This is a genomic window from Lactobacillus bombicola, from assembly GCF_900112665.1.
Taxonomy (GTDB): Bacteria; Bacillota; Bacilli; order Lactobacillales; family Lactobacillaceae; genus Lactobacillus; species Lactobacillus bombicola.
This window is the reverse complement of record NZ_FOMN01000001.1, coordinates 109,966-126,306: the sequence shown is the minus strand read 5'-3', so window position 1 is coordinate 126,306 and position 16,341 is coordinate 109,966. Positions and strand designations below refer to the sequence as shown.

General features: G+C 35.2%; 12 protein-coding genes. 1 reads left to right on the top strand and 11 read right to left on the bottom strand.

All coding sequences use genetic code 11. The annotated features are described in order from the left end of the window. Positions 1-34: 34 nt before the first annotated feature. The 4 genes from BM203_RS00590 to parE form a co-directional block, all read right to left on the bottom strand. Positions 35-964 (bottom strand): manganese-dependent inorganic pyrophosphatase, encoded by a 930-nt coding sequence (locus tag BM203_RS00590; protein ID WP_090091920.1) that lies wholly within the window; start codon positions 962-964, stop codon positions 35-37. A gap of 69 nt (positions 965-1,033) precedes the next feature. After that, on the bottom strand, positions 1,034-1,969 hold the full coding sequence (locus BM203_RS00585) for a LysR family transcriptional regulator (protein WP_090091918.1): 936 nt from the start codon (positions 1,967-1,969) through the stop codon (positions 1,034-1,036). A 156-nt stretch (positions 1,970-2,125) separates the two neighbouring features. Then, positions 2,126-4,579 carry a DNA topoisomerase IV subunit A gene (gene parC, locus BM203_RS00580; RefSeq protein WP_090091917.1) on the bottom strand — a complete coding sequence of 818 codons (2,454 nt, stop codon included), beginning with the start codon at positions 4,577-4,579 and terminating at the stop codon, positions 2,126-2,128. Positions 4,580-4,600: 21 nt separating this feature from the next. Continuing rightward, positions 4,601-6,556, bottom strand: a complete 1,956-nt coding sequence (gene parE, locus BM203_RS00575; RefSeq protein WP_182438071.1) for a DNA topoisomerase IV subunit B — start codon at positions 6,554-6,556, stop codon at positions 4,601-4,603. Positions 6,557-6,655: 99 nt separating this feature from the next. Between parE and plsY the strand changes: the two genes are divergently transcribed. Further along, a complete protein-coding gene (gene plsY, locus BM203_RS00570; protein WP_090091914.1) occupies positions 6,656-7,291 on the top strand; it encodes a glycerol-3-phosphate 1-O-acyltransferase PlsY in 636 nt (211 codons plus the stop codon). Between the two features lie 288 nt (positions 7,292-7,579). On the opposite strand, the gene BM203_RS00565 is transcribed toward plsY, so the two are convergent. The 7 genes from BM203_RS00565 to trmFO all read right to left on the bottom strand — a co-directional run bounded on the left by BM203_RS00565 (position 7,580) and on the right by trmFO (position 16,305). Then, positions 7,580-9,211, bottom strand: coding sequence for an ATP-binding cassette domain-containing protein (locus BM203_RS00565; protein WP_090091912.1), 1,632 nt, complete (start codon positions 9,209-9,211; stop codon positions 7,580-7,582). 15 nt (positions 9,212-9,226) lie between these two features. Continuing rightward, the gene (locus tag BM203_RS00560) at positions 9,227-10,732 is read right to left on the bottom strand and encodes an ATP-binding cassette domain-containing protein (RefSeq protein WP_228150106.1); all 1,506 of its coding nucleotides are present in this window, start codon (positions 10,730-10,732) and stop codon (positions 9,227-9,229) included. Between the two features lie 485 nt (positions 10,733-11,217). Next, entirely contained in the window at positions 11,218-12,102 is an 885-nt protein-coding gene (locus tag BM203_RS00555; RefSeq protein ID WP_090092231.1) for an aldose 1-epimerase family protein, read from the bottom strand. A gap of 18 nt (positions 12,103-12,120) precedes the next feature. After that, positions 12,121-13,521: an ATP-dependent protease ATPase subunit HslU gene (hslU, locus tag BM203_RS00550; RefSeq protein WP_090091907.1), complete on the bottom strand. Its 1,401-nt coding sequence runs from the start codon at positions 13,519-13,521 to the stop codon at positions 12,121-12,123. Between the two features lie 15 nt (positions 13,522-13,536). After that, positions 13,537-14,061, bottom strand: coding sequence for an HslVU peptidase proteolytic subunit (gene hslV / locus BM203_RS00545; RefSeq protein ID WP_090091905.1), 525 nt, complete (start codon positions 14,059-14,061; stop codon positions 13,537-13,539). After that, a complete protein-coding gene (gene xerA / locus BM203_RS00540; RefSeq protein ID WP_090091903.1) occupies positions 14,061-14,987 on the bottom strand; it encodes a site-specific tyrosine recombinase/integron integrase in 927 nt (308 codons plus the stop codon). The genes hslV and xerA overlap by 1 nt, the downstream gene beginning before the upstream one ends. A gap of 1 nt (position 14,988) precedes the next feature. Beyond that, positions 14,989-16,305 carry a methylenetetrahydrofolate--tRNA-(uracil(54)-C(5))-methyltransferase (FADH(2)-oxidizing) TrmFO gene (gene trmFO / locus BM203_RS00535; RefSeq protein ID WP_090091901.1) on the bottom strand — a complete coding sequence of 439 codons (1,317 nt, stop codon included), beginning with the start codon at positions 16,303-16,305 and terminating at the stop codon, positions 14,989-14,991. Between the last annotated feature and the right edge of the window lie 36 nt (positions 16,306-16,341).

The window sequence follows — 16,341 nt, the reverse complement described above, 5'->3', positions numbered from 1 at the left end:
CGTGTTTTTTAATCTTTAAAATTTGAAATAATTATTAACTAAATGCATTTGTAAGTGGTGGTACAACTTGTTTTTTACGTGAAACTACACCTGGTAAACTGATTTCCGAATCAATAATTTGTCCAAATGCCTTTTCAAATAGCTGCTGTGCTTCACTAGATCCTGCTACTATTGCAGTTGAGTTAGAATCCAATACATTCGTAATAAGTAACATAAATAAATCATAATGATCGGTAGCTATTGCAGACTCCATTGCCTTTAGAAAAGCAGCTTTACGTCCCATTGCTTCAGGTAAATCGACTACATTAATTTGAGCTACCCTAACTTTTTTATCTTTCAATTCAAAAGTTTTCGCATCTAACTTAATTAGATCATCTTCTGACTTACTTGCAATATTTGTGCCTGCTTTTAATTCTGCAAGCCCATAATTTTCATAATCAACATTAGCAATTTTAGCCAACTCTTTTACTGCTTTACAATCATCTTCAGTTGTAGTCGGTGATTTTAAAAGTAAAGTATCAGAAATAATAGCAGAAAGCATAATTCCAGCAATATTTTGCGGAATAGCAATTGCGAAATGTTTATATAACTTCCAAACAATTGTACTTGTACAGCCAACTGGCTCAGCAAGATAAAAAAGCGGTGAACTAGTGTTAAAATTCATAATCCGATGATGATCAACAACATGGGTAACTTTTACCTTATCAATATCAGAAACACTTTGTTGTGGTTCATTATGATCAACTAGCATTACTTTTTCAACTTCATTAGCAGCGGTCTTGATTACCCTAGGTGCCTGAAAACCAAACTTGTTTAATGCAAACATAGTTTCGTCATTAGGCTCACCTAATGCCACTGCTTCAGTATTATAACCCAGTTTATTTTGTAAAAATGAATAAGCAATAGCTGTACCAATAGCATCCGTATCCGGACTTTGATGACCAAAAACTAGCTCTTTTTCCATTAATTTTCCTCTTTTTCTATAAATTATTGTACATAATTAGTTTACCTAATAACTCCTATTCAATAAAGCCTATTTAGGTAAGAATTGCTTAAATTCAGCTAAAATATTAGCAACTCGAGGAACGTCTTTTTTACCCTTTCGATAAACTATTGAAGTAAGGAACTTCTTGTCATCTTTTAAAAAGACTGGAGTTAAATTAATGTCATTTTTGTGAGCTTGATAATACGAATGACTAACAAATGTATCGTAGTTTGTTGCTATAGCTGTTGCTACTAGCTGCTCTGTTGATGAAAAGCTCATAGAAATATCCAATTTCTTTTTTATATTAACTCTGCTTTCAAATTTTTCTTTCATTAGTTGAGTTAAAAAAAATCCATCTGGATATGCTACCCATTTTTGTTTAGTAAACGTAGAAATTGGGTATGCTTCACCAGCTTTTAAATTAGCGAGATGCGTCAAAATTATTAAGCGTTCATCATTAATTTTCATTTGTTCATATTGATTATTCAAGCTAGCCTGGCTTTTCTTAGCAACATCTGGAATATATAAAATTGCCAAATCAATCAAATTATTATCCAAGTTATACCACAAATCCTTACGATTAAAGCAACTAAGATTAATAGTAATATCAGGGTATTTCTGGTTAAACTTAATTAAGAACCTTTGTAACCACTCACAATTAACACTTTCTAAAACTCCAATTGAAATATTTCCTCGATCAGCTTGGGTAAACTCCTGAATATCACTTACGACAGAGTTCATAGTTCCCAAAAGTTTAATTGCTCCAACTTGTAATTGCTTTCCTGCTTCAGTAAGATATAGTTTTTTACCCATTTGTCCAAACAAAGGAGTCCCAATTGCATGTTCAATTTTTTTAATTTGCTGCGTTAATGCTGGTTGAGTAATTCCCAAAATTTGTGCTGCTTGAGTATAATTCATTGTATCTATTAACTGTAAAAAATAGTGTAGAGATTTACTTGAGAGAATAGCATCCATTTTAGGCATATAAATTATTCCTTCTATCTTAACAATAATATGGCTTACATTTATATGCTATTATCAATCAAAAACGGCTCTGTGTCAAAGTATATTTTATAAATAATTAAATAACTTGTGCAAAATAATAAATATATATAAATAGAATCATAAATAAAAAACTATTTAACTATAATTCAAAGGCCTACCTAATTTTAAACTTATTGGTACCCCATCGCTTGTAGTATCAACAACAAAAGATCCATTAGAATACCGATCACTTAATGGAAATTCATTGGTTTTTACCATGATTTGTCTTTTACTACTTGTAGTTATTACTAATACATGTTCTTGTCCATATGAGACCAAAGAAGCTATTTTATGTGGGTGCGACTTAAGTTCTCTAAGTACAAGTACACCCCTTTTAGCTCTAGAAATTTTATTAATTAAATCAGCCTTAATTTGTTTAAAGGCACCACGCTGTGTAACTATACCTATTCGAACTAAATTAATGTAATTAGAAGGAATTAGTGTATATGAAACAATAAAGTCATCGGCTTTTAGGTTAACTGATTTAACGCCTAACGCTTTCGCCCCCAATTCTGGTACCTCACTGAGATCATATCTAACAGCGTAGGCATCATGAGTAAATAAAATGACCTCAAATTTTTCATTTGGCTTAACCAAGTCAACCCTTACTATGGTACTGGTATCACCTTTCATTTTCATTGCAACCATTGCACGTGAACGGTAGGTCCTAGTTGGTGGTAGATTCTTTAATTTTACTTGCTTAATATAGCCATCTGTACTAGCTAACACAAAATTTACGTCTTCATCTAATTTGCTAAATGAAAACACCCGAATAATTTCTTCATCACTGCTCAAGCCTATTTCTTGTGATAAATGCTGACCGGTTTCTTTCCACTTTGCTTCAACAAGTTCATTTACTGGACGATAAATCACATTACCACGGTTAGTAAACAAGTATAAATTATCTAAAGTTGACACTGTCTTTTCATACACAACTTGATCGCCATCTGGTAATCCATTATCTTCATCATCACTTGATTGCCAAGATCGTAAAGAGGATCGTTTTAAATAACCATCACGACTAATTAAAATTCGTACTTGTTCATCAGCCAGAAGTGCCTTTTCATCAATTTTAATTTGAGCTGTTTCTGTAGAAATTTCTGTTCTTCGGGGATTTCCGAATTCTTTTTTAACAGTTGATAATTCTTTAATAATTTCTTTTTGTAAAATTTTGTCATCTGACAGTAGTGCACGATAACGGGAAATTTTGTCTTTTAAATCATTTTGCTCTGCAACTAAGGCATTTACATCGGTATTAGTTAAACGATATAGTTGTAATGAGACAATTGCTTCTGCTTGTCTTGAAGTGAAAGCAAATTTAGCAGTTAAATTTTTCTTAGCTTCGGCCTTATTTTTAGATGCACGAATTGCTTTTATTACTTCATCCAAGATATCCATCGCATGGATTAAGCCTTGAATTATTTCTAAACGTGTTTCAGCTTTATTTAAGTCATACTTAGTCCGCTTGATAACAACATCTTTTTCATGCTCTAAATAGGACGTCAAAATATGTTTCAGACCAACTTGTACCGGTGTCATATGATCAATTGCCACCATATTGAAGTTATAGGAAACTTGTAGTTCTGTATTTTTAAATAAATAATTTAAAATATTTTGAGCATCTGCACCCTTTTTAAGTTCAATTACGATTGATAGTCCATGACGATCTGTTTCATCACGAACTTCAGCAATACCATCTATTTCTTTATTTAGCCGAATTTCGTCAATTTTTTTAACTAATAGAGCCTTATTAACTGCAAAGGGTATCTCAGTAACCACAATTTCTTCCCGATGACCGCGAATTTCTTGAATCACTGATTTTGCTCGAATTTGAATTCGACCGCGTCCAGTCTGATATGCTTCTTGAAGTCCTTTTTGCCCCATGACAATTGCCCCTGTAGGAAAGTCTGGGCCTTTAACAAATTGCATTAATTCATCCAAACTAGCATTAGGATGTTTCAATAAATAAATTGTAGCATCAATTACTTCGCTTAAATTATGCGGGGGTATTTCAGTAGCATAACCTGATGAAATTCCAGTAGATCCATTAACTAATAAATTAGGAAAACGAACCGGAAGAACAGTTGGCTCATATTCTGTATCGTCAAAATTAAGTACCATATTGACAGTATCTTTGTCAATATCCTGTAAAAGCATATTAGAAATCTTATTCAAACGTGATTCTGTATAACGCATAGCTGCTGGACCATCACCATCCATTGATCCATTATTACCATGCATTTCAATCAGAGTCTCACGCATTTTCCAGTCTTGGGATAAATGAACTAAAGCACCATATATTGAACTATCACCATGAGGATGAAAATTACCCATGATATTACCTACAGCTTTAGCAGCCTTTTTAAACGGTTTATCATAAGTATTATTGTCCAGATACATAGCATAAAGGATTCTCCTTTGTACTGGTTTTAAGCCATCACGAATATCTGGTAATGCTCTTTCTTGAATGATATATTTCGAATATCGTCCGAAACGTTCACCCATAACCTGCTCAAGCGGCATTTCACGAATTCGTTCATTTGTAGCCATTAATCAAAAACCTCTTTATTTCTACTCATTTTCTTCTAAAATTGATGCACTTTCGCCCATTCTAAATTTAACATTCTCTTCAATCCACTTACGCCGAGCATCAACCTTGTCACCCATTAAAGTAGTTACGCGGCGTTCAGCTAATGCCGCATCGTCAATCTTAACTCGAATTAACATTCTAGATTCAGGATTCATCGTTGTCTGCCATAATTGTTCAGCGTTCATTTCACCCAATCCCTTGAATCTCTGCAGAGTATAGCCACGGCCAATTTTTTCCTCATCAATTGCTAATTCTTCGTCCGTCCAAGAATACTTAACCCGTCTAGTTTTACCATGTCCTTTTTGTAAGCGATATAAAGGTGGTAAGGCAATATATACTTTGCCATGTTCAATCATTGGCCTCATATACCGATAGAAAAAAGTCAATAGCAAAATTTGAATATGAGCACCATCATCATCAGCGTCCGTCATAATAATTACTTTATCGTAATTAGAATCGTCAACTTTAAATTCAGCTCCCACACCTGCACCGATAGTATAGATCATAGTATTAATTTCTTCATTTTTAAAAATATCTTGCAATTTAGCCTTCTGCGTATTTAATACTTTACCGCGCAAAGGTAATATTGCCTGAAATCTACGATCACGCCCCTGTTTAGCGGAACCACCAGCAGAATCACCTTCGACAAGAAATAACTCGTTTTTTTTCGGATTACGAGATTGGGCGGGGGTTAATTTACCTGATAATACTTCTTTTTTACGTCTTTTTTTACCATTTCGACTTTCATTACGTGCTTTTTTTGCAGCTTCGCGAGCATCTCTTGCACGCTGGGCCTTTTTAACCAATTCTTGAGCCAGCTCACCATTTTCCATTAAATAGTAAGACATTTTTTCATAAACAATTGCGTCAACTACTGATCTAGCTTGTGGGGTACCCAGTTTTCCCTTAGTCTGGCCCTCAAATTCCAAAAGCTCTTCAGGTATTTTTACTGACAATACTGCACTTAGACCTTCACGATAGTCCGAACCATCCAAGTTTTTATCTTTTTTACCAAGTAAGCCTTGCTTTTTAGCATAATCATTGAATGCTCGCGTAAAGCCACTTCGGGCGCCAACTTCATGTGTTCCACCATCAGCTGTACGCACGTTATTTACAAAAGAAACAAGACTTTCAGAATAACTATCACTATATTGACCACTAAATTCGACTTCAATTTCATCTTGTTTTCCATCAAAGTAAAAGACATTATTTAATGTATCCTTGCCTTCGTTAAGGTATGATACAAAAGATTCAATTCCGTTATCATACTTGAAGTCATCATGATGTATAGGTTCACGTTCATCATTTAAAACAAAACGAACGCCCTTTAGTAAAAAAGCAGACTCTCGAATTCGTTCTTGAATAGCTTCATACTTATATTTTGTAGTTGAAAAAATGGTTTCATCTGGCTTAAAAGTTATAGTAGTACCCGTTGGTTCCTTAGTTTTACCAAGGCGCTTTAAACTACCAACAGGATGACCACCATTAGTAAATTCCTCTTCATACAATATGCCATCACGCACTACTTTTACACACATATAACTAGAAAGAGCATTGACAACAGATGATCCTACACCGTGAAGCCCGCCAGAAGTCTTATAATTCTGCTCGGTAAACTTCCCACCGGCATGTAGAACAGTCAATATCACTTCAATCGTCGGCTTACCAGACTTGTGCATGCCAGTAGGCATCCCCCGTCCGAAATCACGCACAGTCACACTGTTATCACCGTGAATGGTTACATCAATTTCTTGGCCAAAACCAGCCATAGCTTCGTCAACTGAATTATCAACGATTTCATAAACTAACTGGTTTAAACCGTGAATGTCAGTCGATCCAATATACATTCCTGGTCTTTTACGTACAGCTTCTAAACCATGAAGAATCTGGATTGACGAATCATCATATGAATTTATATTTTTATTTGTTTTAACCAAATAAACTCCTCCAGTTTTTTAATCATTTATTTTTGTTCTGTTCTCACACTAAACAATCTTTGATAGAATAAGATTAGAAATTAAGAGAGTAGGATATAAATGATAAATCTAAAATTAATACTGGTATTTATTTTAGCATACTTACTAGGATCATTTCCGACCGGGGTTGTTATCGGAAAAATATTTTTCGCAGAAGATATACGTAAATATGGTTCAGGTAACATAGGAACAACTAATTCTTTTAGAGTTTTTGGACCATTAGCTGGTAGCTTTGTGTTAATCATTGATGTACTTAAAGGAACCTTAGCAACTAATCTGCCAAGATTATTGCAAATTTCTGGTCCAAAGTATCTTCTTCTAATTTGTGGTTGCTTAGCAATTTTAGGACATACTTTTTCTATTTTCCTTAAATTTAAGGGGGGAAAAGCTGTTGCAACTAGTGCCGGACTTTTCTTAGGCTACGATTTGAAGTTTTTCAGCATTTGTGCCTTGATTTTTTTGCCCCTTGTGTTTATTACTTCTTATGTAAGCCTATCAAGTTTAATCGCTGTTGTTTTGATTTTTATTACTACCTTTTTCTTTCATGATCTTTTCTTAGAGATCATCGTTGGCTGCATTATGATTATACTTTTTAATCGCCATCGCAGTAATATAAATCGACTTATTCACCACCAAGAAAATATTATTCCCTTCGGCTTATGGTACTGGTATAAAAAAAAGCACCATAAGTTATAAACTAAAATAAATACAACCAGAAAAACTGGCTGTTATAATTATAAATCATCAGAACAAAAGTTCGCAATAAAATAATTAATAAAAAAGCTTAGTAGTAATAATTAACTGAAATTAACCCTCTAGAATGGACCAGAAATCCAGCTAGAGGGTTTTACTATGGTTAAATTTACTAAACTATCCTAATTTTGGGGTTCACATTAATATTCAAACCGCGCATTGGGTCTTTTATAATAATAAAATGTCTAAGTTTTTAGTTAAACTTAAAATTCCGAGTTTATATTAAATTTACTAAATAGCTATGTTGGCAATGATATTCGCCTTGATTTTATTATTGTTTCTAAAAAAATGAAGTTCGTAATCAAAAAGTTGTTTCATTTCTGGATTTAAATTATGCGCAATAAAGACCACACTGGCGTCGGTCGCCATAATTTTACGTAAGATTTTTATAGTTGCCTGTTCATCAATCGCACTTGTTCCCTCATCAACCAGAATGATTCTACTTTGATGAATTAGTGCACGTGCCAAAACTATTTTTTGTCTTTGACCACCAGAAATATTCGTTTTATTTAAATCAAGTTTTGTTTGCAGGTTCAGTTTCTGCTCGTCAATGTCTTGCTGCAGCTGCATATCTTTGACCCACTCTGGCACCATTGGCGCTAAGTTATCATCAAACATGGTTATGTTGTCAACTATACTAGCAGGAAATAAAACTGCATTTTGAGGCAAGTATCCGATTGTACTTAAATCAGGGTGAGCTAGATTGCCATGCCTACCGCAATAGATCACATGACCAGAACTAGGTCTAAGTTCACCGGCCAGAATTTTAAGCAAGGTTGATTTGCCCACACCTGACTCACCCGTTAACAATATTTTTTGGCCAGGTTTAACTTTAATATCGGGTAATTGTAAACTTTCACCATTCGGGAAAGCCATTTGCAAATCAGCTGTAATAATTTCATCTACTTCTTCTAAACCTACATTGGCTTCTTCCTGCTTAATAACTGGTATGACTAAATCTTCAATCTGCCTATTAAGATCAGTAACTCCAATCATGGCTCCACGAGCCTCTGTGATCATCTCAATACCACTAGTTAAATAATATTTGAGATCACTAACTACTGAAATCACCCCAAAAGCTATTTGCTTGGTAATAATTAAATAGCCAGTGACAGCATATAGCAACAGTAACATAACTTGAGAGGAGACTTCGTTAACAAACTTAAGATATTGCTTTATTCCAGTTTCTTTGACATTAGCGTTCTCTAATTTTTGTGAAGATTTGCTTAATACTGCAAAAAGGTGATTACCAGCAAAATATCTTTGTAACTCTTCTATTCCGGTCAACCAACTTCTTATTGTATCAAGATAGTTTTTGTTACTAGCAGAAATAGTCATCATAGCTTTTTGTAACGGCCTTGCTATTAACTTGGGTAAAAGTAATGATACAATTACCATCAAGGAAATAACGATTAACATGGCCCAATGGATAGTAAACAACAATACTAAAGCAGAAACAAAATAGCCGATGCCACTAACCAATTTGAAAAAAGCATCAAGATAGTTTTCCTCACTTTGAATTAGGTCGTTTGTTAAAAAATTCTGTATTTGAGCAATTGTATATTCTTGCTTGGTATAACAGAGATGGCTAACTATTTTTGCTCTTATAATTTTTTTATATCGTTCTTTTTGTTTGGCTAAAATATAATCAAATAGATATTCTATTAAGTAACTAACTACTAGCAAAACAAAGGAAAGCGCCGTTAGTTTTAAAAACTTGGGTAAACTAACCTGTTGAATAGCATCAACCTGGTATATTCCAACCTGTGTGTTTAGCAGGGCCAAAGCAGGCGCTAGTAGCTTAACTATTATCGTACAAATAAAAACAACAGGATTCACCTGCCAAAAATCTTTGATTTTCATAATCTTTCCATACTTCTATCTGCTTAAGTTAATACGATAATCAAATAATTTTTGCACTTCCGGTCGCAAATTATGACCGATCATGATAATGGTTTGATCACTTGCTAGCAGTGATTTGATAATCTTAGTACTAGTTTTACTGTCGATTGCACTAGTTGGCTCGTCTAGTAGCAACAAATTTTGTCTTTTTAATTTGGCCCGCGCTAAGATGATTTTTTGTTGCTGACCACCAGATACGTTGAGATTATCGAGATTGATTGTCGTGTTTACACCTTGGGGAAACTTGGTCAGATTGTCAGTTAATTCAACCGAATCAATCACTTTATTTAACTGACTTTCTGGATAATGTTGAAACATTGTCATATTATTTGCAATTGTATCAGGAAAAAGAACGCCGTCCTGGGCTACATAGCCGATCTGTCTGTAGTTAGGCGTAATCAATTCACCTTTTTTATTGTAATATTCAATCGAGCCAGCCGTAGGCTGCAACTTGCCCAAGATAGCTTTAAACAGAGTTGACTTCCCAGTGCCCGAGTCTCCGCTAAGCAAGACCTTGTCGCAAGCCTTAATTGCAAAATCTGGATACCTTATCTGGTGGCCCTCGTAAATTATCACTAGCCCTTTTACACTGATAGCAGCAGGAGAAGCGTCCACTTCAGTATCTGTTTCAGTATCCTGAGTCAACGTGTGCAATTCGGTGCGCAGGTCTTTAGTGGCCTTTATCTGCGTAATGGAGTCAATTATGTCCCATAATTCATCAAAAATAGAACTGGCAAAGTTACTAGCAACAAGCAAACCACCGATGTCTAATTGGTGGTGAAAGAAAAGTAGACCACCCCAGAAGATAATACCAACTTGACCAATTGAATTACCTACCCCATTTAGTCCATCAGCAGTACTCAATGCTTTTTGCTTTTTTTCATTTGCATCAGCAAACCTACCACTACTTTGGTTAAGCACATTTTGCAATCGGTTAATTGCATGATAGCGCCGTAATACATTTAATCCACTAAACCAGTCAGCAACTGTCTTTAAAAAGACGGCGTTTTTCTGGGAAGCTGCCTTAGTTGCACGCGTGGTAATTTTTTGGGTTAATTGAGGCAGAGCAAGTACTATGACACAAGTGAGTACTGTAGCTATGACCAGCGTCCAATGCATAGAAAACAACACACCGATAGACATCAAAAGCATTAAGCTGCTGCTTAAGATAAGAATCCAAGGTCTGGCATATTCATCCGTCAATATCTTCATATTATTATTTAAAATGTTCTGTATTTCGCCAACTTCCCTATAGCTATTGTGATAATAATGATGAATAATCCTATCTCTGAGCACATGGACATATTGTTGAATCTGTTTGTTAAACAGGTAAGTACTAATAGTTAAGAACAAGCTGCTCACAATGGCAACCAATATTTCAACGCTGCACCAGTATAAAAAAGTTATTAGGTCTTTATGTGTTAAGGCATTTAAGGCGTACCTAAAGAGATATGCCGCTGCAGTCCCTGTATAAGAGTACATAAGGTAAATAACTAGTAACAAACTTCCCCGCAAAAGATTGACTTTAAAAAGATTCTTAAGTGTCATTGTAATTCTCTTTCAATTGTATAAAAAACTATTGCTATATTTTACCATATAGCAATAGAATAAAATAAAAAAATATGTTATTTTTAAAGTCAATGTTAATATTCTTTCATAAAATGCTTATAAATGAGTTATTACCTGAAAGACTTACCGTTAAGCCAGCAATTTATAGTATTAGTAAACTCAAGCTTGCAATGGCAGAAGTTAGAAATAGATTCTACATTCTTAGATTTACCTATATCTTTTGGAAAACAGATTGTCTATTAAAGTGAATCAAATACTACACTCAAACTAGAATTAAGTATAAGTTAAAAGGCCGCACCCCGATTGAATATCGGAATACGGCCTTATAAAATGAAATAATATTAACATCTAATTCTAGGGGTTAGTTTCAGTCAATAATTACCACTACACTTTTTACCTTAATCATGAAAAGCCATACTAAAACCAGCAGTAAAAGTTTTACCTGTTGCAAGATGATTCATTCCAAATTTTTCTTCTAACTTCCCAGTCGAATCCGATCGATCAGCAATTCCCCACCAAGGTTCAATACAAACATAATCCGCCATTTGGGGATACTGTGACCAAATTCCCACAAAAGGTGCATCCCGCAGCCATACATTAACATGATAATTACTAGTATCAGTTTTCAACGATACGCGATTATCATGACCATGTAATTCAAAAACCAGGGCATCATTTTTAAATAAATGTTCGCTTAAGGTAATCAAACTATTAGTCGATGCTAGAGAGCGATTAGACCAGTCTAGAAGACCATTACTTTTTATTGGAATTTGCACACGAGTAAGTGAAGGTTTAGTACTAAAATAAAAATCAGACTTGCTAATAACCGAACTTGTTGGAATATTAAATCCCGGATGCCCGCCAATTCCAAAAATCATTTCATAATCTGATTTATTGGTAATACTAAAGTTTTCTTCAAGTAAATTATTTAATAAATTATAGTTAACCCGCAGTTCAAACCTAAAGGGATAAATTTCTCTTGTCTGAGCTGTATCTGTTAGTAAAAAAGTAATACTCTCAGCAGTATGTTGCTCAACCTCAAATGCCATATCGCGGGCAAAACCGTGCTGAGCCATTTGATAGGTCTTACCTTGAAAAGTATATTGATTATTTTTCAATTTACCTACGATAGGAAATAGGATTGGTGCATGACGTTGCCATACATCTGGATTTGCCTGCCAAATATACTCATAGTTACTATGCAGACTTTTAACACTGTGAATCTCAGCACCTATATTTGAAATAACAACTTGTAAAATACTATTTTTAATAGTGTAATCCATGATCATTCATCGCCTTTATTAAAGAATAAACTTGGTTAAATCTTTATTTGTTATTATATCACTAAGTTTTTCATTAACATATGCTTCAGTAATCGTTATTTCACCCATGGCCATATCCGGTCCTTCATAAAGCACATCTTCAAGCAATTTTTCTAAAATAGTCGACAATCTTCTTGCACCAATATTATCAGTTCCCTGATTGACATCATAAGCAATTTGTGCAATTCGACTTATAGCTTCCTGTGTAAAAATTAATTTAACACCATCTGCTTTCATCAAAGCAACGTACTGTTCTAACAGAGAATCAGCTGGATCCTTTAAAATTTTCACAAAATCATTTTTTGTCAGCGCATTAAGTTCCACTCTAATCGGAAAACGTCCCTGTAATTCAGGAATCAAATCACTAGGTTTAGATTCAGAGAAGGCACCGGCTGCAATAAACAAAATATGATCTGTTTCAACTGGACCGTATTTTGTCTGCACGGTCGATCCTTCAACAATTGGTAAAATATCCCGCTGTACCCCTTCACGTGATACTTCCCCAGAAGTTTTTTTATTACCAGCAGCAATTTTATCAATTTCATCAATAAAAATGATGCCATTATTAGCTGTCCGTTCAATCGCTTTTTGATAAATTGAATCATAGTCAACCATCTTATGTGATTCTTCTTGAATCAAAATTTCACGTGCTTCTCGAACTGGTAAAGTGCGCTTAATTTTCTTTTTAGGTGCTAAGCCATTAAGTATGGAACTCATATCAATACCCATTTGTCCCATCATATCACCCATCGGGTTAACTTTAGGTGCCTGTTCAACGTTAATTGTAACATCTCGATTTTCTAGTAAGCCTTTGTTTAATTGTTCAGCGACAGTTAAACGCTCATTACGGATAGCATCAGTTACTTCTTCTTCATTTGAATTAGCACTTGCCTGAGTACCTGAAGTCATCGCCGACATCATCTGTTGCCATTCTTCCATCATATTTTTTTGCTTTTCACGTTTAATACCAGGAACTAACAATCGCACTAAAGCTTTATTAGCTTCTTTAGTTGCCTGTAAACGAACTTGATCAAATTGCTCTTTTTCTTCCATGCGAACTGCTTCATTAACCAAGTCACGTACCATTGATTCCACATCACGACCGACATAGCCAACTTCTGTAAATTTAGTTGCTTCTACTTTAACAAAAGGTGCATTAACGATTGTGGCTAACCTTCTAGCAATTTCTGTCTTACCTACACCTGTTGGTCCTGCCATCAGCATATTTTTAGGAGTTATTGCTGCCTGCATTTTACTGGGTAATTGCATGCGCCGATAACGATTATAAAGGGCAACTGCAACTGCCTTTTTAGCATGATCTTGACCAATAATATATTCGTTTAGCAAACTAACAATTTGCTTAGGGGTCTTTGTTTCCATGAGTTTCACCTGCTTTTAAAGTTCATCTGTATTAATTTGGTCATCGGTAAAAATATCAATACCAGCAGCAATTTCAACTGCTTCATGTGCAATTTCACTCGCTGTCATATTCGAAGAATGCCTAATCATTGCAATTGCTGCCGCTTGAGCAAAATTGCCACCTGAACCAATTGCAACAACATTCTCATCTGGCTCTAAAACCTCTCCATTACCAGAAATAAGCAATAGGTCATGATCATTAAAAGCAATAATCATGGCTTCCAATTTCTGTAAAGTTGCATCTTTACGCCATGCTTGCGCCATTTCAACAGCTGCTCGGCGCAAATCTCCACTAAATGCCTCTAACTTTCCTTCAAGCATGTCTTGCAGACTAACAGCATCCGCAACCCCACCTGCAAAACCGATTACTACTTGATCATGATATATCCGGCGAATTTTTTTAGCGGTTGACTTAGCAATTACTTTTTCACCTAAAGTAACCTGTCCATCGCCTGCAATTGCAGTCTTACCATTATATTTTACTGAACATATTGTCGTCATTATTTTGCCTCGTCTTTCTTATCATTGCGGGAAAAAAATCTTTTATAATTTGCTTGTAGATGGCTCATAGTCACATGCGTATATATCTGGGTGGTTGAAAGATTAACGTGACCAAGTAATTCTTGCACGCTACGCAAATCGGCACCATTATTGAGCATAGCCGTCGCAAAGGAGTGCCGTAACTCATGTGGATGTACTTTACCGTTAATTCCTGCACTGTTAAACACTTTTTGCATAATATACTCAATGCCACGCGAAGTTAATGATCGTCCTCGACTATTTAAAAAAACATGATCTGTATCTTTTGCATTTGCTAAAAGTTGCTTACGCGCACTTTCTAAATAATCTACTAATACAATTTTAGTTTGATCATCAAAAGCTACATAACGATCCTTATTCCCTTTACCATGGACTAAGATAATCTTTAAATCGAAATCTATTGCCTTAATTTTTAATCCACTAACCTCACTAACCCTCATACCAGTTGTATAAAACAATGCAAACATCGCTAGATTGCGCATTGTTAATGGATCTTTACTACTTAGTGCAGTTATAACTTGCTCAATTTCTGATGGATAAAAAAATTGTGGCAGTTTTCGTTCCTTAGCTCTCAAGACAATAGTCTGAGTCGGATCAACTTTTATCATTTTTCGTTTAGACAAAAAATGATAAAAAGAACGTAAACTTGACATTTTTCGCGCTTGAGTAGTTCGTGCAAGCTGACGTTGAACCAAATTTTGTAAAAAAATCTCTACATCCCTGGGTACTACTTTTTCCCAACCAGTAAAGCCACCATTTTCTTGCCAAAACATTTTTGCTTCAAGCAAATCAGTTTGATAAGACCTAATAGTTGCCTTGCTATATTGACGCTCATTTTGTAAATACGAAATAAAAAGTTGCAAAAAATTACTTTCTTCCGCTACCATTTTAGTCTATCACTTCTTGCTTGAACTTTGCTAGCGTTTCCAAGCTACGCTCACTAATTTTTTCATGTCGTTCACGCTTATTACGAATTTTTTTACCTTCAAGACCAGGTATCAAAGCAAAACTAGCATTCATTGGTTGAAAGTGCTTAACATTAGCTGTAGTCACATAATTAGCCATTGAACCCATTGCAGTAATTTTAGGAAAAATAATTGTATCTTGTCCGCTCGCTTTTCTGGCCGCATTAATTCCAGCAACTAAGCCGCTGGCTGCACTCTCAACATATCCTTCTACACCTGTCATTTGACCAGCAAAAAAGAGGCCAGCACATTTTTTTGCTTCATAACTTGCCGTTAATACTTCAGGTGAGGCCATATAAGTATTACGATGCATTTTACCATAACGAATAAAACGTGCATTGGCTAGTCCTGGTATCATTGAAAAAACTCGCTTTTGGGCCCCATACTTCAAATGAGTCTGAAAGCCAACTATATTATACATTGAGGCAACCGCATTATCTTGCCGCAATTGGACTACTGCATATGGCTGTTTCCCAGTATGTGGATCTTCTAGCCCTACTGGCTTGAGTGGACCAAATAACATAGTCTTTTCACCACGAGCAGCCATAACTTCAATCGGCATGCAACCTTCAAATACATCTTCTTTTTCAAAACTATGCACTTGAGCTGTTTCTGCACTCACCAATTCACGGGCAAAATTTTCATATTCCTCTTGCGTCATTGGACAATTTAAATATGCCGCCTCACCCTTATCATAGCGTGACTTCTTATAAACAATATCCATATCAATTGAATCAGCAGCAATAATTGGTGCAGCAGCATCAAAAAAATGTAAACTTTCAGTTCCAGAAAATTTTTGAATTTGTGTAGCTAATGCATCACTAGTTAAAGGACCTGTAGCAATAACATTTATCCCTTCAGTTGGCAAAATTTTTATTTCTTCATCATGAAAAGTGATCTTCGGCATTGCGTGCAACTTAGCGGTAACATAGTCACTAAAATCATCCCGATCCACAGCTAGTGCTCCACCAGCTGGAACTTGTGTCTTATCCGCTGCAGCAATAATAAGTGAATCTAACTGACGCATTTCTTCTTTTATCAATCCTACCGCATTTGATAGTTGATTCGACCGCATTGAATTGGTACAAACAAGTTCAGCTAACTGCCCTGTTTTATGTGCGGATGTCATTTTTTGCGGTCGCATTTCATAAAGATCAACTGGAATTCCTCGTTTAGCCAATTGCCAAGCAGCTTCACTTCCAGCTAAGCCACCACCTACTACAGTTACTTTTTTAGGCATATCAATATTCCTTTACTAAAAATATTATTTATGTAA